Origin of the sequence: Streptomyces cynarae, from assembly GCF_025642135.1 — a bacterium.
GTDB classification, from domain to species: domain Bacteria; phylum Actinomycetota; class Actinomycetes; order Streptomycetales; family Streptomycetaceae; genus Streptomyces; species Streptomyces cynarae.
On record NZ_CP106793.1, the window covers coordinates 2,472,897 to 2,496,456 of the forward strand.

The window sequence follows — 23,560 nt, forward strand, 5'->3', positions numbered from 1 at the left end:
ATCAGTCCAGCCAGACATAGCCCGCGAGCCGCCCGGTCGTCCGGTCCCGGCGGTACGAGAAGTGATCGTGCGACTCCAGCGTGCACACCGGCGACTGCGCCCGGTCGCGCACCCCGAGCCGGTCGAGCTGCGCGTGCACGCCGGCGGTCACGTCGACCGCGGGAGTGCCCCAGCTCGTCTCGGCGTGCGCCGCCGGTTCGACGGCGGACACCTCGGCGCGCATCGCCTCCGGCACCTCGTAGCACCGGCCGCAGACCGCGGGTCCCGTACGGGCGGCGATCCGGGACGGGTCGGCGCCCAGTTCCATCATCGCGCGGACGGCGGCGGGGACGACTCCGGCGACCATGCCGGGCCGGCCGGCGTGGGCGGCGGCCACGATGCCGGCGACCGGGTCGGCGAGCAGGACGGGGGTGCAGTCGGCGGTGAGCACCGCGAGGGCGAGACCGCGCCGGGCGGTGACGATCGCGTCCACCTCGGGCACCGGGTTTTCACCCCAGGGGGCGTCCACCACGGCCACGTCGGCACCGTGCACCTGGTTCATCCACACCACCCGGGCCGGATCGAGGCCGAGCGACTTCGCGGCCAGCTCCCGGTTGGTGCGTACGGCCCCGGGGTCGTCGCCGACCGCGCCGCCGAGGTTGAGCTCCTCGTACGGAGCGGCGCTCACCCCGCCCCACCGGTCGGTGAAGGCGAAGTGCGCGCCGCTCAGGGTGTCGCGCTGTCCTATCACTTGAGGAAGTCCGGTACGTCCAGCTCCTCGGCCGCGCTGTCCGAGTAGGTCCGCGACGGCGGCACCGACGGCGGGGGCACCGGGATGTCGGCCACCGGCTCCGGGGCGGGCTCCGGGGCCTCCTTCGGCGTGACACTGCCGAGCGAGCCGAAGGACGGGCGGCTCTCGGCGGGGCGGACCGGCTCCTCGCGCTTGAGCGAGGACGAGCCGAGGACGTTCTCCCGCTTGGCCGGGGGCTGGCCGCCGTCGAAGCCGGCGGCGATCACGGTGACCCGGACCTCGTCGCCGAGGGCGTCGTCGATCACGGCACCGAAGATGATGTTGGCCTCGGGGTGGGCGGCCTCGCTCACCAGCTGGGCGGCCTCGTTGATCTCGAACAGACCGAGGTCGGAGCCGCCGGAGATGGACAGCAGCACGCCGCGGGCGCCGTCGATGGACGCCTCGAGGAGGGGCGAGGAGATCGCCATCTCGGCCGCGGCCACCGCGCGGTCGTCGCCGCGGGCCGAGCCGATGCCCATGAGGGCGGAACCGGCCTCGGACATCACGGACTTGACGTCGGCGAAGTCGAGGTTGATCAGGCCGGGCGTGGTGATGAGGTCGGTGATGCCCTGGACACCGGAGAGCAGGACCTGGTCGGCCGACTTGAAGGCGTCGAGGACCGAGACCTGGCGGTCCGAGATGGACAGCAGCCGGTCGTTCGGGATGACGATGAGGGTGTCGACCTCTTCGCGGAGTGCCGCGATGCCGTCCTCCGCCTGGTTCGCGCGGCGCCGTCCCTCGAAGGTGAACGGGCGCGTGACCACGCCGATGGTCAGCGCGCCGAGCGAGCGCGCGATGTTGGCCACGACGGGCGCGCCGCCGGTGCCGGTGCCGCCGCCTTCACCGGCGGTCACGAAGACCATGTCGGCCCCCTTGAGGACCTCCTCGATCTCCTCACGGTGGTCCTCGGCGGCCTTGCGGCCGACATCCGGGTTGGCCCCGGCGCCGAGTCCGCGGGTGAGTTCCCGCCCGACGTCCAGCTTGACGTCGGCGTCGCTCATCAACAGAGCTTGCGCGTCGGTGTTGATGGCGATGAACTCGACGCCCTTGAGACCGACCTCGATCATCCGGTTGATGGCATTGACACCACCGCCGCCGACACCGATGACCTTGATGACTGCGAGGTAGTTCTGCGGTGCTGCCACGTCGAAGGCCTCTCGCCTCGAATTACGTTGCCGTCGCCCCACGGGTGACCCGCGGCTCGACGGCAGATGCCGAATGGGACGGTCCGAACGCCGACCCGAACCCTAACCCTGAAGTTTAGGGTTACCAGTGTGTCTGTTCCTTGGACTCTTCCGAACAGGACACTAAGTCGACAAGTGGCGCCCGTTCAACGAACACGCCGAACCTCCCGCTTTTCTTTTCACCCTATGTGATCAGCCGTAGCAGTGCCCAACCAGGGTGCTGGCCTGCGCGGATGTGCGTCAACTCCCCGATGACGCCGGGGCGGTGGGAACGCTGACATCGAAGTGGCGCGCGCCGGACGCGGCTTTCATCAGCGCGGTGAGCGCGGCGGCCTTCGCGCGACCCCTCTCGCTGCTGCCCCACAACACGGTCCGTCCCCCGGTCAACTCCAGCGAGATGGCGTCGTAGGAACGGACTCTGACGGTCCGGAGGTCCCGCTTGACGCCGACCGGAACGTCCTGGGCCACGAGGGCGGCCTCGTGGAGCATCCGGTCGGTGCCGAACCGGCGCCAGCCTGCCGACTTGGACACCGTCAATTCCAGGGCCGGGATGCCGTTCGGAGCCTGCGAAACCGTGGCGAACCGTACGCCTTCCCTGTCCACTTCGACGAACTTTCCGCCGTTTTTGATGACCAGAACCGGAGTACGTTCAGTCACTTTCAGCCCGATTCCATGGGGCCAGGAGCGGACGGCGTCAATCGTGTCAATTCGGGGCAGTTTCCGGCGCACACGCGCCTCGATCGCCTCGGTGTCGATGGAAATCAGCGGCGATCCGATCCGTACTCCGGCCGCCTCACGCACCTGTGCCGCGGTCAGCACCCGGGTTCCGGAGACGGACACGCGCTCCACACGCAGCCACGGGGAGCCGTACAGCAGCCAGAGCGAGCCGCCGACCGCCAACACCACCGCCAGGGAAAGGATGATGAGCATACGAAGGGCGCGCAGCCGCCTGAGGCGGAGCGGCCGGGGCGGGCCGGGCCGAACCTGCTTCCGCTCACCGCGCTCGGCGGTCGTCGGTCCGGCCACGGTTCCTGCCTTCCCTCAAGCTGTCACTGGTGGCGCGAGGCGATCGCCTCGTGCACCATGCCGACCAGCAGTTCGTCGGCGTCACGGCGGCCGAACTCGCCGGCGGCACGGGACATCTGGTACAGCCGGTGCGGGTCGGCGAGCACCGGCAGGACGTTCTGCTGGACCCACTCGGGCGTGAGCTCCGCGTCGTCGACCAGCAGTCCGCCGCCGGCCTTGACCACCGGCTGGGCGTTCAGCCGCTGTTCGCCGTTGCCGATGGGCAGCGGGACGTACGCGGCCGGCAGCCCGACGGCGGAGAGTTCGGCGACGGTCATCGCGCCCGCGCGGCAGAGCATCATGTCGGCCGCCGCGTACGCGAGGTCCATCCGGTCCAGATAACTTACCGGGATGTAGGGCGGCATCCCCGGCATCTGGTGCACCTGCGGCAGTTCGTTCTTCGGGCCGACCGCGTGCAGGATCTGGATGCCGGACTGCTGGAGGTACGGGGCGACCTGCTGGACGACCTCGTTGAGCCGGCGGGCGCCCTGCGAGCCGCCGGAGACCAGCAGCGTCGGCAGGTTCGGGTCGAGACCGAAGGCGGCGCGGGCCTCGGGCCGTACGGCGGCGCGGTCCAGGGTGGCGATGGAGCGGCGCAGGGGGATGCCGATGTAGCGGGCGCCGCGCAGCTTGCTGTCCGGAGTGGAGACGGCGACCTGGGCGGCGTACCGCGAGCCGATCTTGTTGGCGAGGCCGGGACGTGCGTTGGCCTCGTGGATGACGATCGGCACGCCGAGGCGCTTGGCGGCCAGGTAACCGGGCAGTGCGACATAGCCGCCGAAGCCGACGACGGCGTCCGCCTTGGTGCGCTCGAGGATCTGCTCAGCCGCCTTGATCGTGCCCCGCAGCCGCCCGGGGACCGTGATCAGCTCGGGGGTCGGCTTGCGCGGCAGGGGGACGGCGGGGATCAGCGCGAGTTCATAGCCCCGCTCGGGGACGAGCCTGGTCTCCAGCCCTCGCTCCGTGCCCAGGGCCGTGATCCCCACGGTCGGATCCTGCCTGCGCAGGGCGTCCGCGAGGGCGAGCGCGGGCTCGATGTGGCCGGCGGTCCCCCCACCGGCGAGTACGACATGCACCGAAATTCACCGCTCTCCGGACGAACGCGCCGCCGAGGCACGCCGTCGCATCGTGTTCCATCTCCGAGGCCCCCGGTCAGACACGGAGCCTCCCGCCCGCTTTCTACCAAAGCGAGGTTGCCGCATCGCAAGCGCCGCCCGCGCAGCGGGCTCGTCGCGCGCGAAGGCGATCAGCAGCCCGATGGCGAACATGGTCGGCAGCAGGGCGGACCCTCCGTAGGAGAACAGCGGGAGCGGGACGCCGGCGATCGGCAGCAGGCCGAGCACCGCACCGATGTTGATCACGGCCTGGGCCATGATCCAGGTGGTCACGCCTCCCGCGGCATACCTCACGAAGGGATCCTCCGTGCGTCCGGCCACGCGGATACCCGCATAGCCTAGAGCCGCGAAGAGGGCCAGTACCGACAGCGTGCCCGCGAGGCCGAGTTCCTCACCGGTGACGGCGAAGATGAAGTCTGTGTGCGCCTCGGGGAGTTGCCCCCATTTTTCCACACTGGCACCGAGCCCGGAACCGAAGATTCCGCCCGAGGCGAGGGCGTAGAGGCCGTGCACGCCCTGCCAGCAGATGTCGTTCGGACCCGGATCGGTCGCGCCGATGCAGGCCAGGCGGTTCAGGCGGTGCGGGCTGCTCTCGATGGCGAGGGCGCCGAGCACCACGGCGACGCCCAGCACGCCGGCGAACAGCCGCGTGGGCGCCCCGGCCAGCCACAGCAGTCCGAACAGGATCGCGGTCAGGATGATCGTCGTACCCATGTCGCCGCCCAGCATGATCAGCCCGAGCAGCAGGAACGCCATCGGAACGAGCGGCACCAGCATGTGCTTCCACTGCGTGAGCAGCCGCTTGTCCTGCTTGCGCGCGATCAGGTCCGCACCCCACAGCACGAGCGCGAGCTTGCCGAACTCACTGGGCTGGATCTGGAAGGAGCCGCCCAGCGAGATCCAGTTCTGGTTGCCGTTGACCGACATGCCCACCCCCGGCACCTGCACCAGGACGAGCAGGAAGAGGGCACCGGCGAGGATCGGGTACGCCAGCGCCCGGTGCAGCTTCACCGGCATCCGCGAGGCGACGAGCATCAGCAGGGCCCCGATCGCGGCCGCCAGGAACTGCTTGCGGAAGAAGTACGACCCGGGCAGCGACATCTGCAGCGCGGTGATCTGGGAGGCCGAGTAGACCATCACCAGACCCAGCACCGTGATCAGCAGACTGCTGCCGAGGATCAGGTAGTAGGCGGTGAGGGGCCTGTCCCAGGCTCGGCGCGCCCGCGCGACGAGCCGGGTGAGGGCGTTGTCGCGCGGCGGCGGTGCGGTGGGGGGGCGCTTGGGCGCACGCGGCGCGGTACGGCTACTGGCTGCCACCGGTCACCTCATCGTCGCTGTGACACCGGCGGACCGCCGCCGACGAATCACCAGCCACATCTGACTCACGCGTCCTCCAAGGGTCCCCAAGCCACCGGCGGCGGCCGAGACCCGGCGTCAGGCGCCCGCGCCCTCACCGAGTTCGCGAACGGCCTCCGCGAACGCATCCCCACGCTTGTTGTAGTTGGCGAACATGTCCATCGAGGCACAAGCCGGGGCCAACAACACGGTGTCACCCGCATGCGCCAGCTTCCGCGCCTCGGCCACAGCCGCCCGCATCGCCCCAGTGTCGGTCCGTTCGAGGTCCACCACGGGTACTTCCGGCGCGTGTCGCGCGAGGGCTTCACGGATCAGCGCCCGGTCCGCACCGATGAGCACCACACCCCGAAGCCGCTTGGCGGCGCCCGCGACCAGCTCGTCGAAGGTCGCCCCCTTGGCGAGTCCGCCCGCGATCCACACGATCGACTCACAGGCCGCCAACGAGGCCTCAGCGGCATGCGTGTTGGTGGCCTTGGAGTCGTCGACGTACGCGACGCCGTCCACGTCCGCGACGTGCGCGATGCGGTGCGCGTCCGGCCGGAAGGCGCGCAGGCCGTCCCGTACTGCCTTGGCGGGCACCCCGAAGGCGCGTGCGAGGGCCGCCGCCGCAAGGGCGTTGGCGATGTTGTGCGGGGCGGGCGGGTTGACGTCGGAGACCTCCGCCAGCTCCTGCGCGTTCTTCTGCCGGTCCTCGACGAAGGCGCGGTCCACCAGAATGCCGTCCACCACGCCGAGTTGGGACGGCGCGGGCGTGCCGAGCGTGAAGCCGACGGCCCGGCAGCCCTCCTCGACGTCCGCCTCACGCACCAGGTCCTCGGTGGCCTTGTCGGCGACGTTGTAGACGCAGGCGACCCGATTGCCTTCGTAGATACGGCCCTTGTCCTTGGCGTAGGCCTCCATCGAGCCGTGCCAGTCGAGGTGATCGGGCGCCAGGTTCAGTACGGCGGCGGAGTGGGCGCGCAGCGACGGGGCCCAGTGGAGCTGATAGCTCGACAACTCCACCGCCAGCACGTCGTACTTCTCCTCGCCGAGGACGACGTCGAGCAGCGAGACCCCGATGTTGCCGACGGCGGCCGTGCGCAGGCCCGCCGCCTTCAGGATGGAGGCGAGCATCTGCACGGTCGTGGTCTTGCCGTTGGTGCCGGTGACCGCGAGCCAGGGGGCGGCGTCGGGGCCGCGCAGCTGCCAGGCGAGTTCGACGTCGCCCCAGACCGGCACGCCCGCCGCCGCGGCGGCGGCGAACAGCGGCTTGTCCGGCTTCCAGCCGGGCGCGGTGACGATCAGCTCGGTGCCTTCGGGCAGGGTTGCGCCGTCGCCGAGCCGGACCGTGATCCCGAGCGCTTCCAGCTCCGCGGCCTGGGCCCGGGCCCGCTCGTCGTCGCCGTCGTTGACGACGGTCACGACCGCGCCGAGACCGTGCAGCACCTTGGCCGCCGGGATGCCCGAGACGCCGAGCCCGGCGACGGTGACGTGCTTGCCCTGCCAGTCGGTCACTTTTCCGCTGCCCATCCTGCATAGAAGATGCCCAGTCCGACGACCACGCAAATACCCTGGATGATCCAGAACCTGACCACCACCAGGACCTCGGACCAGCCCTTGAGCTCGAAGTGGTGCTGGAGCGGCGCCATCCGGAAGACCCGCTTGCCGGTGAGGCGGAAGGAGCCGACCTGGATCACGACGGACATGGTGATCAGCACGAACAGGCCGCCCAGCAGCGCGAGCAGCAGCTCGGTGCGGGAGCAGATCGCAAGGCCGGCCAGCGCGCCGCCCAGCGCGAGCGACCCGGTGTCGCCCATGAAGATCTTGGCGGGTGAGGTGTTCCACCACAGGAAGCCCAGGCAGGAGCCCATCAGCGCGGAGGCGACGATGGCGAGGTCGAGGGGGTCGCGCACCTGGTAGCAGGCCGACGGGTTGGTCAGCGTCATGGCGTTGGCGCAGGACTCCTGGAACTGCCAGACGCCGATGAACGTGTACGCGCCGAACACGAGCACGGACGCGCCGGTGGCCAGGCCGTCGAGACCATCGGTGAGGTTCACGCCGTTCGACATCGCGAGGATCATGAACAGCGCCCAGATGACGAACAGCACCGGGCCGATGGTCCAGCCGAAGTCCTGCACGAAGGACAGCTTGGTGGAGGCCGGGGTGTTGCCGTGGCTGTCGGCGAACTGCAGCGCCAGCACCGCGAAGGCGACGCCGACGATCAGCTGTCCGGCCATCTTGGCCTTGGCGCGCAGACCGAGCGACCGACGCTTGACGATCTTGATGTAGTCATCGAGGAAGCCGACCAGGCCCATGCCCGCCATCAGCGCGAGCACCAGCAGCCCGGAGTAGTTCGGCGGGTAGCCGGTGATCAGCTTCGACAGGAAGTACGCGGCGATCGTCGACAGGATGAAGGCGATGCCACCCATGGTCGGCGTACCGCGCTTGCTGGCGTGCTCGCGCGGTCCGTCGTCGCGGATGTACTGACCGTAGCCCTTGCGGGCGAGCAGCTTGATCAGCAGCGGCGTGCCGACCAGCGTCAGGAAGAGGCCAATGACTCCTGCGAACAGGATCTGCTTCATCATCGGGCGGCAACCTCACCCTCGGCACCGGTCTCGAGCAGCGCCTGCGCCACGCTCTCGAGCCCGACCGACCGGGACGCCTTCACGAGTACGACGTCTCCCGGGCGCAACTCGCTGCGCAACAGGTCGATCGCCGCCTGTGCGTCGGACACGTGCACCGACTCCTCACCCCACGAACCCTCGTTATATGCGCCCAGTTGCAGCCAGGACGCTTCCCTGCCCCCGACCGCGACGAGCTTGCCGACATTGAGCCGGACGGCGAGCCGTCCGACCGCGTCGTGCTCGGCGAGCGCCTCGTCCCCGAGCTCGGCCATCTTGCCGAGCACCGCCCAGGTCCGCCGTCCCCGGCCCATGGCGGCCAGCGCGCGCAGGGCGGCCTTCATGGACTCCGGGTTGGCGTTGTAGGCGTCGTTGACGATGGTCACGCCGTCAGGGCGCTCGGTGACCTCCATCCGCCAGCGGGAGAGGGAGCCCGCCTCGGAGAGCGCGACGGCGATCTCGTCTGCGGACATGCCCAGCTCATGGGCGACGGCGGCCGCGGCGAGCGCGTTCGACACGTGGTGCTCACCGTACAGGCGCATGGTCACATCGGATGCACCGGAGGGTGTGTGAAGCCTGAAGGCGGGCTGTCCGCTGTCCGTGAGTCTCACGTTCTCGGCGCGTACGTCCGCTTCGTCGGACTCTCCGAAAAGGATCACCTTCGCCTTCGTACGGGAGGACATGGCACGCACGTACGGGTCGTCGGCGTTGAGGACCGCGATGCCGTCGGCATCCGAGGAGGGCAGACTCTCGACGAGTTCGCCCTTCGCCTGTGCGATCTGTTCGCGGCCGCCGAACTCGCCGATGTGGGCGGAGCCGACGTTGAGCACGACACCGACCCTCGGCGGGGTCAGCTCGGTGAGGTAGCGGATGTGGCCGATACCGCGGGCGCCCATCTCCAGGACGAGGAACCTGGTGTCCTCGGTGGCGCTGAGAGCGGTCAGCGGCAGCCCGATCTCGTTGTTGAGCGAGCCGGGTGTGAACACGGTCGGCGCCTTGCGCCGCAGCACCTGGGCGATGAGGTCCTTGGTACTGGTCTTGCCCGCGGAGCCGGTGAGGGCGACGAGGGTCGCCCCCAGCCGTGAGACGACGTGACGCGCGAGGGCGCCGAGGGCGGCCTGGACGTCGTCCACGACGATCGCGGGCACGCCGACGGGGCGCGACCCCAGCACGGCGGCGGCACCGGCCTCGACGGCCGCCTGCGCGAAGTCGTGGCCGTCCACGCGTTCGCCGACGAAGGCGACGAAGAGGCAACCGGGCCCGACCTCGCGGGAGTCCCGGACGACCGGCCCGGTGACCTGGACGGACGGGTCCGGTATGTCATGCGTCTGCCCGCCGACGACTTCTGCGATCTCGGCGAGGGAGAGGGCGATCACAAGTTCATCCCTGGGTGTTCTGGATAGCTTCGCGAAGCACCTGGCGGTCGTCGAAGGGACGGACCACTCCGGCGATGTCCTGGCCCTGTTCGTGGCCCTTGCCCGCGACGAGCACGGTGTCGCCGGGCCGCGCGCGGGCGACGGCGGCTGCGATGGCGGCGGCCCGGTCCTCGAAGACCTGGACCTCGCCGCGCTCGTGCGCGGGCACGGACGCGGCGCCCTGGAGCATGGTGGCGAGGATCGCGAGGGGATCCTCGGAGCGCGGGTTGTCGGAGGTCAGTACGGCGGTGTCGGCGAGCCGGGCCGCGGCGGCGCCCATCGGGGCGCGCTTGGTGGTGTCGCGGTCGCCGCCGCAGCCGATGACGACGTGCAGCCTGCCCTCGGTGACCTTGCGCAGGGCGCGCAGCACCGATTCCACGGCGTCGGTCTTGTGGGCGTAGTCGACGACCGCGAGGTAGGGCTGCCCGGCGTCCACGCGTTCCAGGCGCCCGGGGACGCCGGTACGGCGGCGACGCCGTCGGCGGCGGTCTGCGGGTCCAGCCCGGCCTCGGCGAGGGCGACGATCGCGGCGAGGGTGTTCGCCACGTTGAACGGGCCCGGCAGCGGCGACCTGGCGGCGATCCGCTGCTCCTTGGGGCCGATCACGGTGAACGTGGAGTCCAGCGGGCCGATGTGGACGTCCTCGGCATGCCAGTCGGCGTCCGGGTGGCCCTCGGCGGAGTACGTGACGACCGGGACGCCGGCCTCCTTGGCGAGCCTGCGGCCGTACTCGTCGTCGAGGTTGACCACGCCGAGCCTGCTGCGCTTCTCCGTGAACAGCTGCGCCTTCGCCCGGTAGTAGTCCTCCATGTCGGAGTGGAACTCCATGTGTTCCGGGCTGAGGTTGGTGAAGACGGCGACGTCGAACACGCAGCCGTCGACGCGGCCGAGGACCAGCGCGTGGCTGGAGACCTCCATGGCGACGGCTTCGACCCCGCGCTCGCGCATGACCGCGAACAGGGCCTGCAGGTCGGTGGCCTCGGGGGTGGTGCGCTCGGACTTGATGCGGGTCTCGCCGATGCGCATCTCGACCGTGCCGATGAGCCCGACCCGTCGCCCACCACCGCCCTCAACCGACGGCGCTTCGCGCCGGCCCCCCTCGTTCGTGGAGCGGACCGTCTTCAGGCCGCCCTCGACGAGGTAGGCGGTGGTGGTCTTGCCGGAGGTGCCGGTGATGCCGATCTGGAGCAGGTCACGGCCGGGGTGGCCGTAGATCGTGGCCGCCAGCTCACCCATCCGTGCGCGCGGGTCGTCGACCACCAGGACCGGCAGGCCGGTCGCGGCGGCGCGCTCGGCGCCCGTCGGGTCGGTCAGCACGGCGACCGCGCCGAGTCCGGCGGCCTGGGTGACGAAGTCGGCGCCGTGCGCTCGGGCACCGGGCAGGGCGGCGTACAGGTCGCCTGGGCGCACGGCGCGCGAGTCGTGGGTGATGCCCGTGACCTCGGCGACGCCCTCAGGGGCGGTGACACCCAGCTGGCCGGCGAGCTCCGCGAGGGGTGTGGCGGAGACGTGGTGCGGCCTGGGCGGTCCCGGATATGTCACGGAAGCGCCCTTCTGAGTGGTGGGGGACTGATCAGCGTGTGGCACGGCGGTGAGCGTACCGGGCGCACCCCCCGGGGGGCGAAAAGGGAGCCCGCGCGAAGCGCGGTCCGACAAGGGCGGTGGCGGGAGACGGGTGGGCGAGGGCGAGGGCGGGGTGTGGTTCCCGGGGTCGGGAGTGTTCGTTGTCACGAGCTGGTTCCTCGTCGGTCTTTCCCGTAGTGCTTCGTGGAGCTGATCATGGCGTGAAAGTGACGGGCAGGTTCGCTGGGGCGGCTCCGGTGGGCGCGACCTGGAGCGTCTTCAGGGCGAACTCCATCACCTGCTTGAAGACCGGGCCACAGATGTCGCCGCCGTAGTAGCTGCCCTTGGTGGCGTTCTGGATCGCGCAGTAGACGGTGACGCGCGGGTTGTCCGCGGGGGCGAAGCCGGCGAAGGAGGACGTATAGCCGCGGTACCTGCCGGTGGCCGGATCCACGCGGTTGGCCGTACCTGTCTTGCCCGCGACCCGGTAGCCGGGGATGCGCGCCTTGTTGCCGGTTCCCTGCCCGTCGTCCACGACGGCCTCCAGCATCTGGGCGAGCGTCTTCGCCGTCTTGTCGCTGACGACCCTGGTCTTCTCGGGCTGCGGGGCCGGGGTGAAGCGGCCGTCCGGGCCCTTCGTGCCGCGCACCAGGGTGGGCTCGACGCGCACGCCGCCGTTGGCGATGGTCGAGTAGACGGACGCGGCCTGCACCGCGTTGATCGACACGCCCTGGCCGAAAGGAATCGTGTACTGCTGGGAGGTCGACCACTTGTCGGGCGGCGCGAGGATGCCGGCGGTCTCACCCGGGAAGTCGAGCCCGGTGGGGCGGCCGATGCCGAATTTGCGCAGGTAGGAGTAGAGGACCTGGTTGGCCTGCGTCTGCGTCCTGCCGAGCTGGCCGGCCGCCAGGATGGTGCCGATGTTGCTGGACTTGGCGAGGACGCCGTTGAGGGTCAGGTACCAGGTCTTGTGGTCGACGTCGTCCGCGAAGAGCCGGTCGCCGCGGTGCAGCCGGTTGGGCACGGTGACGTGGGTCAGCGGGGTCGCGGCGTTCTCCTGGAGCACTGCCGCCATGGTCATGACCTTGGCGGTGGAGCCGGGCTCGTACGCGTCCTGCACGGCGGCGTTGCCGAGGGCCGCCGCGTTGGCGTGCGAGAGATCGTTGGGGTCGAAGCCGGGCGAGTTGGCGAGGGCCAGGATCTGGCCCGTCCGGGTGTCCTGCACCACGACGTACCCGCGGTCCGCCCCGGACTTCTTCACCTGTTCGGTGATGGCGCTCTGGGCGGCCCACTGGATGTCCCGGTCGAGGGTCAGTTCGATGTCGGTACCGGCCACGGCGGGTGTCTCGGCGGAGCCCGCGGTCGGCACCAGACGGCCGCCGGACTGGGCGTAGCGGATCTTGCCGTCCTTGCCCGCCAGTTCCTGGTTCAGCTGCTGCTCGATGCCGCCGGCGCCCTTGCCGTCGGCGTTGACCCAGCCGAGTACCCCGGCGGCGAGGTCGCCGTTGGGGTAGACGCGCTTGTTGGTGGGCTCGGCGAGAACACCGGCGAGGACGTTGGCCGTGTTCGGGTCCGTCCTCGCCTTGGCCGCGAGGGTGTTCTTCAGATCCTTGATCTGCTTCCACACCTGCGGGGTCTGGCGGTGGGCCAGCAGCACGTACTGGGTGTCCGGGGTCTTGAGCTTCCCGGCGACCTCGGCGGCGTCCTGGCCGATGATCGGCGCGAGCAGCGCGGCTGCCTGCTCGGGGGCGTCCGCCACCTTGGTGGCCTTGGGGGTGAAGAGCGTCGGGTCGGCCGTGATGTCGTACGCGTCCACGCTGCTCGCCAGTTCGACGCCGTTGCGGTCGGTGATCTCGCCGCGGACGGCGGCCAGGGTGCGGCCGACGTAGCGGTTCTGGTCGGCCTTGGCGGTGTACGCGCTCGCGTCCACGGCCTGCACCTGGAGCAGCCGTAGGACGAAGGCGGTCATCACCAGGGTCAGTGCGAGGCCGATCAGGCGCAGCCGGGGGCGCGGGCTGCCGAGCCGGATGGTGCGCGGGGCGGGGCGGCGGGCCGGGGCCGGGCGGCGTGCCGGGCGGGCGCCGGGGCCCGGGCGGCGCCGGGCGTCGGGGCGCACGGGCCGGGCGGGGCCGGGCACGCGACGGCGCGGCGGTTCCCTGTCGGACACTTCCGTCACCTGCCGGGGGTCGGGGAGGGGTGTACGGGCTGGGTCGGGGACGCGGCCGTGCGGGCGGCCGGTGTCGGCGACGCGGCCGTGCGGGCGGCCGGGGTCGGGGACGCGGCCGTGCGGGCTGCCGGTGTCGGGGACGCGGCCGTGCGGGCGGCGGCCGGATGGGTGGAGCGGGACGGTGACGGCGGTGCCGCCGGGCTGGGGCCGGTGCCGAGCGCTTCGGGCGGGCGCACGGCGGCGGTGCTCGCCGAGGCCTGCTGACCGGCGGGCCCGGGGACGCCCTTGACGGTGCCGTCGGGGTTCAGGAAGACGGGGTCGCCGCCGGGGACCATGCCGAGTTCGCGGGCCCGGCGCTGGAGCGCGTCCGGCGCGGAGTAGGCGTCCACGTCCCGCTGGAGGGCCTGTTCCTCGTCGGTGAGGTTCTTGGTCTGCCGTTGCAGGTCGTCGAGCTTGAACGCGCCCTCGCTGAGCGCGGAGTTCAGCATGAGGAGCGCGATGAGGCCGCCGCCGAGCAGCAGAACGACGAGCAGCACGAAGGGGGTACGGGCGGCCCGGCTGCCGCCGGCGGGGATCAACCGGACGAGCCGGGCGGCCCGGCCCCTGAGCTCGGGTTTGCCGCTCACAGGCCCTCCCGCCGCGCTTCCAGACCCTCCTCGCGTCCCCTGCTCACTCGCCCACCCCTTTCGTGCGCCTCACTCGGTTGTCGTACGGCTCACTCGGTGCCCTGGCTCACTGGACGTCCTCACGGACGCGCTCTGCACCACGCAGACGTGCCGGGGCCGCCCGGCGGTTCTCGGCGATCTCCTCCTCGGTGGGAAGTTCGGCACCGCGGGTGAGGAGCTTGAGCCGGGGCTGGTAACGCTCGGGGACGACCGGCAGCCCGGGGGGCGCGGTACTCGCCGCACCCGCCGCGAACACCTGCTTGACCAGGCGGTCCTCTAGCGAGTGGTAGGAGAGGACGGCGATCCGGCCGCCGACGGACAGCGCCTTGACGGCCGCGGGAATCGCCCGTTCCAGAACGGCGAGCTCGCCGTTGACCTCGATGCGCAGCGCCTGGAAGGTGCGCTTGGCCGGGTTGCCGCCGGTCCGCTTGGCCGCCTGCGGGAGCGCGTCGCGGATCAACTCCACCAGTCGCGCGCTGTTGGTGAACGGCTCCTTCTCGCGCTCGCGCACGATCGCGGACACGATCCGCTTGGCCTGCTTCTCCTCGCCGTACGTCCGCAGGATCCGCACCAGGTCGCCGGCCGGGTAGGTGTTGAGGACCTCGGCGGCGCTGATGCCCGTCGTCTGGTCCATGCGCATGTCGAGCGGGGCGTCCTGGGCGTAGGCGAAACCGCGGTCCGCCTCGTCGAGTTGCATGGAGGAGACGCCGAGGTCGAAGAGCACACCCTGGACGCGCGGAACGCCCAGCCGGGCGAGCACGTCGGGCAGTTCGTCGTAGACCGCGTGCACCAGCGTGGCGCGGTCACCGAAGGGAGCCAGGCGCTCCCCGGACAGGCGCAGCGCCTCCTTGTCCCGGTCCAGCCCGATGAGCCGGGCCTCGGGGAACCGCGTCAGCAGCGCCTCGCTGTGGCCGCCGAGCCCGAGGGTGCAGTCGACGACGACGGCCCCCGGCTCGTCGAGGGCCGGGGCCAGCATGTCCAGGCACTGCCGGAGCATGACGGGCACGTGTCGACTCTGGGACAAGGGGGCCTCTCAGATCCGGCGCGGCCCGCATCGCACCGCCAGGTCCCCGCCCGCTCACAAGGCGGCCTGCCGGCGCCGGAAGCGTCAGCCGACCGGGAGCGGGAGGAGGCCGAGCCGTACGTACGCGCCGCGCACGCGGGGAGTCATCGGCGTCCGCCGACGTCTCCGGGGTGAACAGTGGCGGGGAGAGCGTCTCGCCTCCCGCTTCGCGTCACTTTAGTCCACCCTGTCTCGCGGTCAATCAACGGGCCTGCGTGTGGCGCCACCGGCCCGCCACGGCGGCAGGATTCGAAAGGATTCACCCATCCGGTGGTTGTTTCCCGTCGCGTGTGGGTTACCTCACAACATGCCGCAGTGGCGTTTTTTGTCCCCGTCCACAGCGGGCCGAGATCGGCGATGACCAGTAACGTCATGGGTATGACGACTTCCGCATCCGTACCCGCCGGTCCCGAAGGCGCCATAGTGGGCTCCGTCACCGATCGCCTCGTCGAGGCCAACCAGCGCTACGCCACCGCTTTCACCGATCCCGGGATGGACGCCCGTCCCGTGCTCGGCGTCGCGGTCGTGGCCTGCATGGACGCACGCCTCGACCTGCATGCCGCGCTCGGTTTGAAGCTGGGCGACTGTCACACCATCCGCAACGCGGGCGGCGTGGTCACCGACGACGTGATCCGCTCCCTCACCATCAGCCAGCGGGCGCTCGGCACCCGCAGCGTCGTGCTCATCCACCACACGGGCTGCGGCCTGGAGTCGCTGACCGAGGAGTTCCGGCACGAGCTGGAGATGGAGGTCGGCCAGCGGCCCTCCTGGGCGGTCGAGGCGTTCCGCGACGTGGACCAGGACGTGCGGCAGTCGATGCAGCGGGTGCGCACCTCGCCGTTCCTTGTGCACACGGACGACGTGCGCGGTTTCGTGTTCGACGTGAAGACGGGCCGGCTGCGGGAGATCGATCCGGCGTAACGGCACGTTCCGGGCTCCCACCCCGTACTCGACCCGCCGTCAGCCTGCCGACGGGAAAAGTCCATTCGGACAAAGATCCCGACCCTGGTGCGCCAAAAAGCCCGTAAGGCCGACATATCGCGGCCAGTTATCCACAGGCGAGTGACACGAATCGGTAACGGCGGCAAGATTGCGGGTTGTGGCGTCACGCGGAACTTCTCACGCGTGGTGTCCGTGTTTCGGGGTGGGCCGGTCCGCACAGCAGAGCGTCGGCCCGGAGAAAGAACGGGCCGAGGAGGGCCGGGTGACGACCTATGACGATCGAGCGAGCCTCACTGATCTGACCGCCACTGTGGAGCGCGTCCTCAGATCGGTGGAAGGAGTGATCGAGGGCAAGCCCGAGGTCGTACGGCTTTCGCTGACCGTGCTGCTCGCCGAGGGGCACCTTCTGATCGAGGACGTCCCCGGCGTGGGCAAGACCATGCTCGCCAAGGCACTGGCCCGGTCCATCGACTGCTCGGTGCGGCGCATCCAGTTCACGCCCGACCTGCTGCCCTCGGACATCACGGGCGTGTCCATCTGGGATCAGCAGCGGCGGGACTTCGAGTTCAAGCCGGGCGCCATCTTCGCCCAGATCGTGATCGGCGACGAGATCAACCGCGCCTCGCCCAAGACCCAGTCCGCGCTCCTGGAGTCGATGGAGGAGCGTCAGGTCACCATCGACGGCCAGACGTACGAACTGCCCAGCCCCTTCATGGTGGTCGCCACCCAGAACCCGGTCGAGATGGAGGGCACCTATCCGCTGCCCGAGGCCCAGCGCGACCGCTTCATGGCCCGTGTCTCCATCGGCTACCCCAGCCCCGAGGCCGAACTGCAGATGCTCGACATCCACGGCGGCGTCAGCCCCCTGGACGACCTCCAGCCGGTGGCGCACGCTCACGAGATCGTGAAGCTGGTGGAGGCCGTCCGCGGTGTCCACGTCGCCGAGACGGTCCGGCGCTACGCGGTGGACCTGGTCGCCGCCACACGCACGCACCCCGACCTCAGACTCGGCGCCTCGCCGCGCGCCACACTGCACCTGCTGCGCGCGGCGAAGGCCTCCGCCGCCCTGGCCGGCCGGGAGTACGCGCTGCCGGACGACGTCCAGGCGCTCGCCGTGGCGGTCCTCGCCCACCGGCTGCTGCCCACCGCCCAGGCCCAGCTCAACCGCCGTACGGCGGAACAGGTCGTGCAGGAGATCCTGCAGAGCACCCCCGTGCCCGCCGGGCCCCAGCAGCAGCCCGGCCTCACCGTGGGTCGCGGCTTCGGCCAGCAGCCGCCCCGGAGGCTCTGATGAGCCACGGGGGGACGGCGCGCACCGCCGAGGAGGACCGGGGCGGGCTGCGCACCGCGCTCGCCGGGCTGACCACGCGCGGCCGGTCCTTCCTGGCTGCCGGTGTGGCCGCCGCGATCTGCGCCTACGTCCTCGGCCAGAGCGAGTTGCTGCGGGTGGGCATCCTGCTCGCGGTACTGCCCCTGGCGTGCGCGACCGTGCTGCACCGCACGCGTTACCGGGTCGCGGGCAGCCGCCGTCTGTCCCCCTCGCGGGTGCCCGCGGGGTCCGAGGCGCGGGTCCATCTGCGGATGGACAACGTCTCGCGGCTGCCCACCGGGCTGCTGATGCTCCAGGACCGGGTGCCCTACGTCCTCGGGCCGCGCCCCCGGTTCGTCCTGGACCGGGTGGAGGCGGGCGGCCGCCGCGAGGTGTCCTACCGCGTGCGTTCGGACCTGCGCGGCCGGTACCCGCTGGGCCCGCTCCAACTGCGGCTGACCGACCCCTTCGGGATGTGCGAGCTGACCCGCTCCTTCTCCACGTACGACACCCTGACGGTCATCCCGCGCGTGGAGCCGCTGCCGCCGGTCAGGTTCGCGGGCGAGTCGCAGGGGTACGGCGACGGGCGGCAGCGCTCGCTGGCGCTGGCCGGCGAGGACGACGTGATACCGCGCGGGTACCGGTACGGCGACGACCTGCGCCGGGTGCACTGGCGCTCCACCGCGCGCTACGGCGAGCTGATGGTGCGCCGGGAGGAGCAGCCGCAGCGGGCCCGGTGCACGGTGCTGCTCGACACCCGGGCGATCGCCTTCCAGGGCGCGGGCCCGGACTCGGCCTTCGAGTGGGCGGTGACGGGCACGGCGTCCGCGCTGGTGCACATGCTCGAACGGGGCTTCTCCGTGCGGCTGTTGACCGACACGGGCAGTTCGGTGCCCGGTGAGGGCGCGGACGGGTTCGCGGGTTCGAGCCAGGAGTCCGCGGACGCGGCCGGGCTGATGATGGACACACTCGCCGTGATCGACCACTCGGACGGCGCGGGTCTCTCGCGCGCCTACGACGTGCTGCGCGGCGGGAACGAGGGGCTGCTGGTGGCGTTCTTCGGCGATCTCGACGAGGAGCAGACCGCGATGGCCGCCAAGATGAGCGGGCGCAGCGGCGGCGCGCTCGCGTTCGTGCTGGACAGCGATGACTGGGGGCGGGAACCGACCGATGTGCCGGGCCCGGGCCACCGGAGCGGGGAGCGGCTGCGGCTGCTGCGCGAGGCGGGCTGGACCGCCGTGCCCGTGCCCCGGGGCGGGTCCCTGACGGAGCTGTGGCGCGAGGCGGACCGGCAGCGCACGGGCGTGGGCGCCCTGAGCGGCACGGAGGGACGGTCGTGAGCGGGCGGGCGCGTCTGGCACTGTGTGCCGCGGCGGCGACGCTGATGACGTCGTGCGCCCTGCTGCCGCTGGTGAGCCCGACCACCTGGTTGTTCCAGGCGGCGATGCTGGTGGCGGCGGTGACCGGGGTGGGCGCGGCGACCCGGCGGGTGCCGCTGGCGCGTCCGCTGGTCCTCGCCTGCCAGGTGGTGGTCGCCCTGCTGCTGCTCACGCTGGTCTTCGCCCGGCAGCAGGCCCTGGCCGGGTTCGTCCCCGGTCCCGACGCCTTCCAGCACTTCGGGGAGCTGCTGCAGTCGGGCAGGGACGACGTCGGGCGGTACACGAGCCCGGCGCCGCTGACGCCCGGGATCCGGCTGATGGTGGTCGGCGGGGTGCTGCTGATCGGACTCCTGGTGGATGCGCTGGCGGTGACGTTCCGCACGGCGGCGCCGGCCGGACTGCCGCTGCTCGCGCTGTACGCGGTGGCGACGGCCCTGTCGCACGGCGGAGCCGACTGGGTGTGGTTCCTGGTGGCCTCGGGCGGCTATCTGATGCTGTTGCTGGCCGAGGGCCGCGACCGGCTGTCCCAGTGGGGGCGGGTCTTCACAGGCGCCCCGCGCCAGGGTGGCGGGGACTTCGGGGGCGCGGTGGCTCCCGTGCGCACCGGGCGGCGGATCGGCGCGGTGGCGCTGGGCATCGCCCTGGTGGTGCCACTGGCCCTGCCCTCGCTGCGGGGCGGGCTGTTGGACGGCACCGGGGCCGGGGTGGGCGCCGGGCTCGGCGACGGCAACACGATCTCCGCGGTCAACCCACTGGTGTCGCTGCGCGACAGCCTGAACGTGGACCAGGACCGCCAGGTCATGGCATACCGCACCAACACGGACGACACCCAGGACATGTACCTGAGGATCGTCGCCCTGGACGACTTCGACGGCACCACCTGGAAGCCCGCCCAGCGGCACATCACCTCCGTGCCGGACTCGTTCCCGACGCCGACCGGACTCGCGGGCGGCGTACGGCGGACCGAGATCGAGACGCGGATCTCGGCCGCGGACTGGTACGCGCAGGACTGGCTGCCGATGCCGTACCCGGCGGCGAGCGTGAAGATCAAGGGCAGCTGGCGGTACGAGCCGGTGGGCCGCACGCTCGTCGGCGACCACGGGCAGAACACGCGGGGCGTGCAGTACGACGTCAAGAGTCTGATCGTGCAGCCGACGGCGGAGCAGCTGGCCGAGGCCCCTGAGCCGCCGGCGTCGCTGAAGCGCGAGTTCACGAAGGTGCCGTCCTCGCTGCCCGCCGTGGTGGCAGAGACGGCCCGCAGGGTGACGGCAGGGTCGTCGAACCACTACGAGCAGGCGGTCAAGCTCCAGGACTACTTCGCGGTCGACGGCGGCTTCACCTACAACACGCAGGTGCAGGTCGGCACCGGACCGAACGCGATCGCCCGGTTCCTCAGGGACAAGCAGGGCTTCTGCGTGCACTTCTCCTTCGCGATGGCCGCGATGGCGCGGACGCTGGGGATTCCGGCGCGGGTCGCGGTGGGCTTCACCCCCGGGTCGCCGCAGGCGGACGGCTCGATGTCGGTGGGGCTGCGGGACGCGCACGCGTGGCCTGAGCTGTACTTCGAGGGCGTGGGCTGGACCCGTTTCGAGCCGACCCCGAACCGGGGCTCGACCCCGTCCTACACGCAGTCGAACACGCCGACCGGGGAGATTCCGGTGGTGCCGCGGCCGTCGCTGTCGTCGTCGACGGCGCCGTCCACCGCGCCGTCGGCGAGCGAGAGCTGCTCGGCGGCCCTGCGGAAGATCGAGGGATGCCCGAGCCAGTCCTCGCAGGTCGCTACGGGCTCCGGGGACGACGGGCCGCCGTGGTACCGCGTGCTGTTGTGGGCGCTGCTGGGTCTGGTGCTGGTGGCGGTGCCGCTGACGCCGATGCTGTGGCGGCTCAGGAGCCGGTCGGTGCGGCTGGCCTCCGCCCAGCACGCCCCGTCCGCGCCACCGCTCGCCCGCGTCCGCCGCGGGGATCGCGGCGGTGAGCGGTATGCGGACGAGATCGGGGTGACGGTGCTGTCCGGTGACACCGCCTCGAGCCGGGCGACCGAGGTGGCCGTGGGGCACACTCTGGCCGTGTGGCGGGAGCTCACGGACACGGCGTGGGACTACGGCATCGCGCCGGACGACGCGCTGACGCCGCGGAAGGCGGCCGAGCGGATCGTGCGGCTGGGCCGGCTGGATCCCGAGACGGCCGGGGCCGTGCACCGGGTGGCGGGCGCGGTGGAGCAGGTTCTGTACGCGCCGGAGCCGCGGTCCGAGACGGGCCTGGTGGACGACGTGCGCAAGCTGCGAGCGTCCCTGCGCTCCACGGCCGGCCGCCGCACCCGCCTCCGCGCGATAGTGGCCCCTCCCTCGGCGATGCGCGCGGTATGGGCGGCAGCGGACCGCTGGGCCGATCTGAGGACGCGCTGGGCGACCCGCTGGACGGCCCTGACGCGCCGCCCGTCGGAGCAGCGAGGGGCTGACACGGGGTGCCGCCCGCCCTGTCGACGGGGCGGGCGGCTCTCGGGCACTGCGCTCGGCGCCGATGGCCTGATGGCCTGGGACGGCGACCCCACCCCTCAACGGCCTGAGGGGCACCCCAGCGGCATCGTCGTCGGTCGCACGACGTCTCCGGTCGCACGACGTCTCCGGGCCGGGCCCGCAGGCGCTACCGGCTCGCCGTTGCAAGCGCCGCGCCGCCCGTCGCCCCGCCCGAGCGGGGGCGGCGGGCGGGACGGACCGCGGCGGCCCCCAGGGCCGGTACGGGTACGGGCACAGCAACAGGGGCGACCTTCCGGTCGCCCCTGTTGCGTCACGTCTGCGGCTACTGGCCCTGTTCGTCCCGTCGGCGCTGCCAGCGTTGTTCGATGCGGTCCATCACGGAGCGTCGCTGACGCACCTGTCGGCGGACGCCCGGCGCTCCCTGCTCACCCGGCTTGGGAACCTTGCGCCAACCGGTCACCACGAGCACCGCACAGCCCAGCATGACGAGGAATCCCACCACGCTGATCCAGATCTGCTTCGCGACCATTCCGGCCATGAGGAGCGCGATACCCACGAGGAAGCCCGCGACCGCCTGGTAGACCCGCCGCCGGGTGTACGTACGCAGCCCGCTTCCCTCAAGCGCCGACGCGAACTTGGGATCTTCGGCGTACAGCGCTCGCTCCATCTGCTCGAGCATGCGCTGCTCGTGCTCCGAGAGCGGCACGGAGTCCTCCTCATCGTGCAGTCGCCGGGGCGACCGGGGGTCCCCTTCAGGATAGGCAGGGAATCGCCCCCTTGAAACCCGCCCCTCTACGCCAATTGGCCAACCGGAATCCGCCATGCCCGTCCCGGCTCACTGAGATCTTCATTCCCCAGCGGCCGACCCGTCATGCCGGTCGGTCTCCCTCGATCATACGGCGCGGACCGCCCGATCGGGGGGCCTGTGGCGTACTCCATCCGCCGCCAAGCCGCTGATCAGCGGGGCGCCACGAACAGGCCGCTCAGGACTCGGCGGCCCCCCTGGTCTCACCCAGCACGTGCAGCTGCGTCGCCACCGAGTGGAACGCCGGAGACTCGGCCGCCGCGGCCTCCAACTTGAGCAGCGCCTCCAGCGCGCCCGGCTCGGTGTCCACCAGCACCCCGGGCACCAGGTCCGCGAAGACCCGCACACCGTGCACCGCGCCCACGCTCAGGCCGGCGTCCTCGACGAGCGCGGTGAGCTGCTGCGCGGTGAAGCGGTGCGGTACGGGGTCGCCCTCGCCCCAGCGGCCGTTCGGGTCCTGCAGCGCCTGGCCGGCCTCCTTGAAGTGCCCGGCGAGGGCCCGCGCGAGCACGGCACCGCCGAGGCCCGCGGCCAGCAGGCTGAGGACACCGTCGGGGCGCAGGGCCGCGACGGCGTTGCGGACGCCCTCGGCGGGGTCGTCGACGTACTCCAGGACACCGTGGCACAGCACCACGTCGTAGCCGCCGCGCTCGACCACGTCGAACAGGCCGTGCGCGTCGCCCTGCACGCCCTGCACCCGGTCGGCGACACCGGCCTCGGCGGCCCGGCGCTCCAGCGCGAACAGCGCGTTCGGGCTGGGGTCGACGACGGTGACGCGGTGGCCGAGGCGGGCGAGGGGCACGGCGAAGTTGCCGCTGCCGCCACCGGTGTCGAGGACGTCCAGCACGTCCCGCCCCGTGGCCTTGACCCGGCGGTCGAGGGCGTCCTTGAGGACCTCCCAGACCACGGCGGTACGGAGAGACGCGCGGGGGCGAGTGGGGTCCGACACGGCAGTTGACTCCTCGGCGCGGCACCGCCTGGTGTTCGGCGGAGCGATCGGACGGCCTTCCGACCCCTGTCACCAGGGGCGAAGGACTTCAGGCGCCTCCACCCTATTGCCTCCGGCCCCCGCGCCGGACCCCTCATCCCACCCGGATCCTCACCCCGCGTCCGGCATCTCCCGCTCCGCCTCCTGTCTCGGCTGCGGAAGAACCGGCTGGAGCACCAGCATCCGCTCGACCAGGCGCAGGAACATCGCCACGTCCCGTATCAGGTCGTCCGCGTCCCGGGTGCCGGCCGCACCGCGGATGCCGGCCTCGGCGCGGGCGCGACGGGCGGCGCCGGAGGCGAACAGCGCGCTCCACTCGGTGAGTTCGGGCGCGATCTCGGGGAGCACTTCCCAGGCGCTGCGGATCTTCGCGCGGCGCCGCGCGGTCGGCTCCGGGCGCCCGCGTGCGGCGAGCACGGCGGCGGCGGTGCGCAGGGCCGCCAGGTGGGCCGTCGCGTACCGCTCGTTCGGCGTTTCGAGGAGGGTGGCCTCCTCCAGTGCGGCGCGGGCCTGGGCCAGCAGGTCGAGCGCGGCAGGCGGGGCCGTGGCCCGGCGCAGCACGGGGTGCACGTCGCTCGCAGGGCCGGTCAGTGAGGGGGCAGGGCCGGTGGCGCGGCGCCGGCGTGCGGCGGCTGCGTGGTGACTGGCCATGACGAACCTCCTGTCGTCTGTGTGACGGCACGCCCTGATACGGGCTG

At 71.8% G+C, this 23,560-nt stretch carries 17 protein-coding genes and 2 pseudogenes; 4 read left to right on the plus strand and 15 right to left on the minus strand.

Features of this window, described 5'->3' with window-relative positions; translation table 11 throughout:
- Nucleotide 1: 1 nt before the first annotated feature.
- From pgeF to rsmH, 12 genes and pseudogenes are all read right to left on the minus strand, one after another.
- The gene (pgeF, locus tag N8I84_RS11620) at nucleotides 2–730 is read right to left on the minus strand and encodes a peptidoglycan editing factor PgeF (RefSeq protein WP_263229447.1); all 729 of its coding nucleotides are present in this window, start codon (nucleotides 728–730) and stop codon (nucleotides 2–4) included.
- Complete coding sequence (ftsZ, locus tag N8I84_RS11625; protein ID WP_263229448.1) at nucleotides 727–1,914, minus strand: cell division protein FtsZ; 1,188 nt, start codon at nucleotides 1,912–1,914, stop codon at nucleotides 727–729. The genes pgeF and ftsZ overlap by 4 nt, the downstream gene beginning before the upstream one ends.
- 279 nt (nucleotides 1,915–2,193) lie before the next feature.
- Complete coding sequence (locus N8I84_RS11630) at nucleotides 2,194–2,979, minus strand: cell division protein FtsQ/DivIB (RefSeq protein WP_263229449.1); 786 nt, start codon at nucleotides 2,977–2,979, stop codon at nucleotides 2,194–2,196.
- A gap of 23 nt (nucleotides 2,980–3,002) precedes the next feature.
- Complete coding sequence (murG, locus tag N8I84_RS11635) at nucleotides 3,003–4,094, minus strand: undecaprenyldiphospho-muramoylpentapeptide beta-N-acetylglucosaminyltransferase (protein WP_263229450.1); 1,092 nt, start codon at nucleotides 4,092–4,094, stop codon at nucleotides 3,003–3,005.
- A gap of 6 nt (nucleotides 4,095–4,100) precedes the next feature.
- Nucleotides 4,101–5,450 carry a putative lipid II flippase FtsW gene (gene ftsW / locus N8I84_RS11640; protein WP_263229451.1) on the minus strand — a complete coding sequence of 450 codons (1,350 nt, stop codon included), beginning with the start codon at nucleotides 5,448–5,450 and terminating at the stop codon, nucleotides 4,101–4,103.
- Between the two features lie 117 nt (nucleotides 5,451–5,567).
- Complete coding sequence (gene murD / locus N8I84_RS11645) at nucleotides 5,568–6,998, minus strand: UDP-N-acetylmuramoyl-L-alanine--D-glutamate ligase (protein ID WP_263229452.1); 1,431 nt, start codon at nucleotides 6,996–6,998, stop codon at nucleotides 5,568–5,570.
- Complete coding sequence (mraY, locus tag N8I84_RS11650; protein ID WP_263229453.1) at nucleotides 6,980–8,053, minus strand: phospho-N-acetylmuramoyl-pentapeptide-transferase; 1,074 nt, start codon at nucleotides 8,051–8,053, stop codon at nucleotides 6,980–6,982. The genes murD and mraY overlap by 19 nt, the downstream gene beginning before the upstream one ends.
- The gene (locus N8I84_RS11655; RefSeq protein ID WP_263229454.1) at nucleotides 8,050–9,465 is read right to left on the minus strand and encodes a UDP-N-acetylmuramoyl-tripeptide--D-alanyl-D-alanine ligase; all 1,416 of its coding nucleotides are present in this window, start codon (nucleotides 9,463–9,465) and stop codon (nucleotides 8,050–8,052) included. The genes mraY and N8I84_RS11655 overlap by 4 nt, the downstream gene beginning before the upstream one ends.
- A gap of 4 nt (nucleotides 9,466–9,469) precedes the next feature.
- Nucleotides 9,470–11,046, minus strand: a pseudogene (locus tag N8I84_RS11660) (UDP-N-acetylmuramoyl-L-alanyl-D-glutamate--2,6-diaminopimelate ligase).
- 235 nt (nucleotides 11,047–11,281) lie between these two features.
- The gene (locus N8I84_RS11665; protein WP_313884249.1) at nucleotides 11,282–13,234 is read right to left on the minus strand and encodes a peptidoglycan D,D-transpeptidase FtsI family protein; all 1,953 of its coding nucleotides are present in this window, start codon (nucleotides 13,232–13,234) and stop codon (nucleotides 11,282–11,284) included.
- A gap of 5 nt (nucleotides 13,235–13,239) precedes the next feature.
- Nucleotides 13,240–13,860 carry an FtsB family cell division protein gene (locus tag N8I84_RS11670; protein WP_263229456.1) on the minus strand — a complete coding sequence of 207 codons (621 nt, stop codon included), beginning with the start codon at nucleotides 13,858–13,860 and terminating at the stop codon, nucleotides 13,240–13,242.
- Nucleotides 13,861–13,966: 106 nt separating this feature from the next.
- Nucleotides 13,967–14,923 carry a 16S rRNA (cytosine(1402)-N(4))-methyltransferase RsmH gene (rsmH, locus tag N8I84_RS11675; RefSeq protein WP_263229457.1) on the minus strand — a complete coding sequence of 319 codons (957 nt, stop codon included), beginning with the start codon at nucleotides 14,921–14,923 and terminating at the stop codon, nucleotides 13,967–13,969.
- 417 nt (nucleotides 14,924–15,340) lie between these two features.
- Here rsmH and N8I84_RS11680 point away from each other — a divergent pair, with 417 nt between their 5' ends.
- From N8I84_RS11680 to N8I84_RS11695, 4 genes and pseudogenes are all read left to right on the plus strand, one after another.
- A complete protein-coding gene (locus tag N8I84_RS11680) occupies nucleotides 15,341–15,883 on the plus strand; it encodes a beta-class carbonic anhydrase (RefSeq protein WP_263229458.1) in 543 nt (180 codons plus the stop codon).
- Nucleotides 15,884–16,166: 283 nt separating this feature from the next.
- Nucleotides 16,167–17,195 (plus strand): AAA family ATPase, encoded by a 1,029-nt coding sequence (locus N8I84_RS11685; protein ID WP_263229459.1) that lies wholly within the window; start codon nucleotides 16,167–16,169, stop codon nucleotides 17,193–17,195.
- A complete protein-coding gene (locus N8I84_RS11690) occupies nucleotides 17,195–18,553 on the plus strand; it encodes a DUF58 domain-containing protein (RefSeq protein WP_263229460.1) in 1,359 nt (452 codons plus the stop codon). The genes N8I84_RS11685 and N8I84_RS11690 overlap by 1 nt, the downstream gene beginning before the upstream one ends.
- Nucleotides 18,550–20,976 (plus strand): annotated as a pseudogene (locus N8I84_RS11695) (transglutaminase TgpA family protein); the annotation flags it as partial. The gene N8I84_RS11690 and the pseudogene N8I84_RS11695, both read left to right, overlap by 4 nt.
- A 415-nt stretch (nucleotides 20,977–21,391) precedes the next feature.
- Here the strand turns inward: N8I84_RS11695 and N8I84_RS11700 are convergent.
- The 3 genes from N8I84_RS11700 to N8I84_RS11710 form a co-directional block, all read right to left on the minus strand.
- Entirely contained in the window at nucleotides 21,392–21,775 is a 384-nt protein-coding gene (locus N8I84_RS11700; protein ID WP_263229461.1) for a DUF3040 domain-containing protein, read from the minus strand.
- Between the two features lie 277 nt (nucleotides 21,776–22,052).
- Nucleotides 22,053–22,823, minus strand: coding sequence for a methyltransferase (locus N8I84_RS11705; RefSeq protein WP_263229462.1), 771 nt, complete (start codon nucleotides 22,821–22,823; stop codon nucleotides 22,053–22,055).
- 150 nt (nucleotides 22,824–22,973) lie between these two features.
- On the minus strand, nucleotides 22,974–23,513 hold the full coding sequence (locus N8I84_RS11710) for an SAV_6107 family HEPN domain-containing protein (RefSeq protein WP_200416947.1): 540 nt from the start codon (nucleotides 23,511–23,513) through the stop codon (nucleotides 22,974–22,976).
- Nucleotides 23,514–23,560 lie beyond the last annotated feature (47 nt).

What these genes read in the sequence shown, in the direction of transcription:
- murD (WP_263229452.1), bottom strand. Translation starts at nt 6,998, where the DNA reads ATGGGCAGCGGAAAAGTGACCGACTGGCAGGGCAAGCACGTCACCGTC.
- mraY (WP_263229453.1), bottom strand. Translation starts at nt 8,053, where the DNA reads ATGATGAAGCAGATCCTGTTCGCAGGAGTCATTGGCCTCTTCCTGACG.
- N8I84_RS11680 (WP_263229458.1), top strand. Translation starts at nt 15,341, where the DNA reads ATGACGACTTCCGCATCCGTACCCGCCGGTCCCGAAGGCGCCATAGTG.
- N8I84_RS11690 (WP_263229460.1), top strand. Translation starts at nt 17,195, where the DNA reads ATGAGCCACGGGGGGACGGCGCGCACCGCCGAGGAGGACCGGGGCGGG.
- N8I84_RS11710 (WP_200416947.1), bottom strand. Translation starts at nt 23,513, where the DNA reads ATGGCCAGTCACCACGCAGCCGCCGCACGCCGGCGCCGCGCCACCGGC.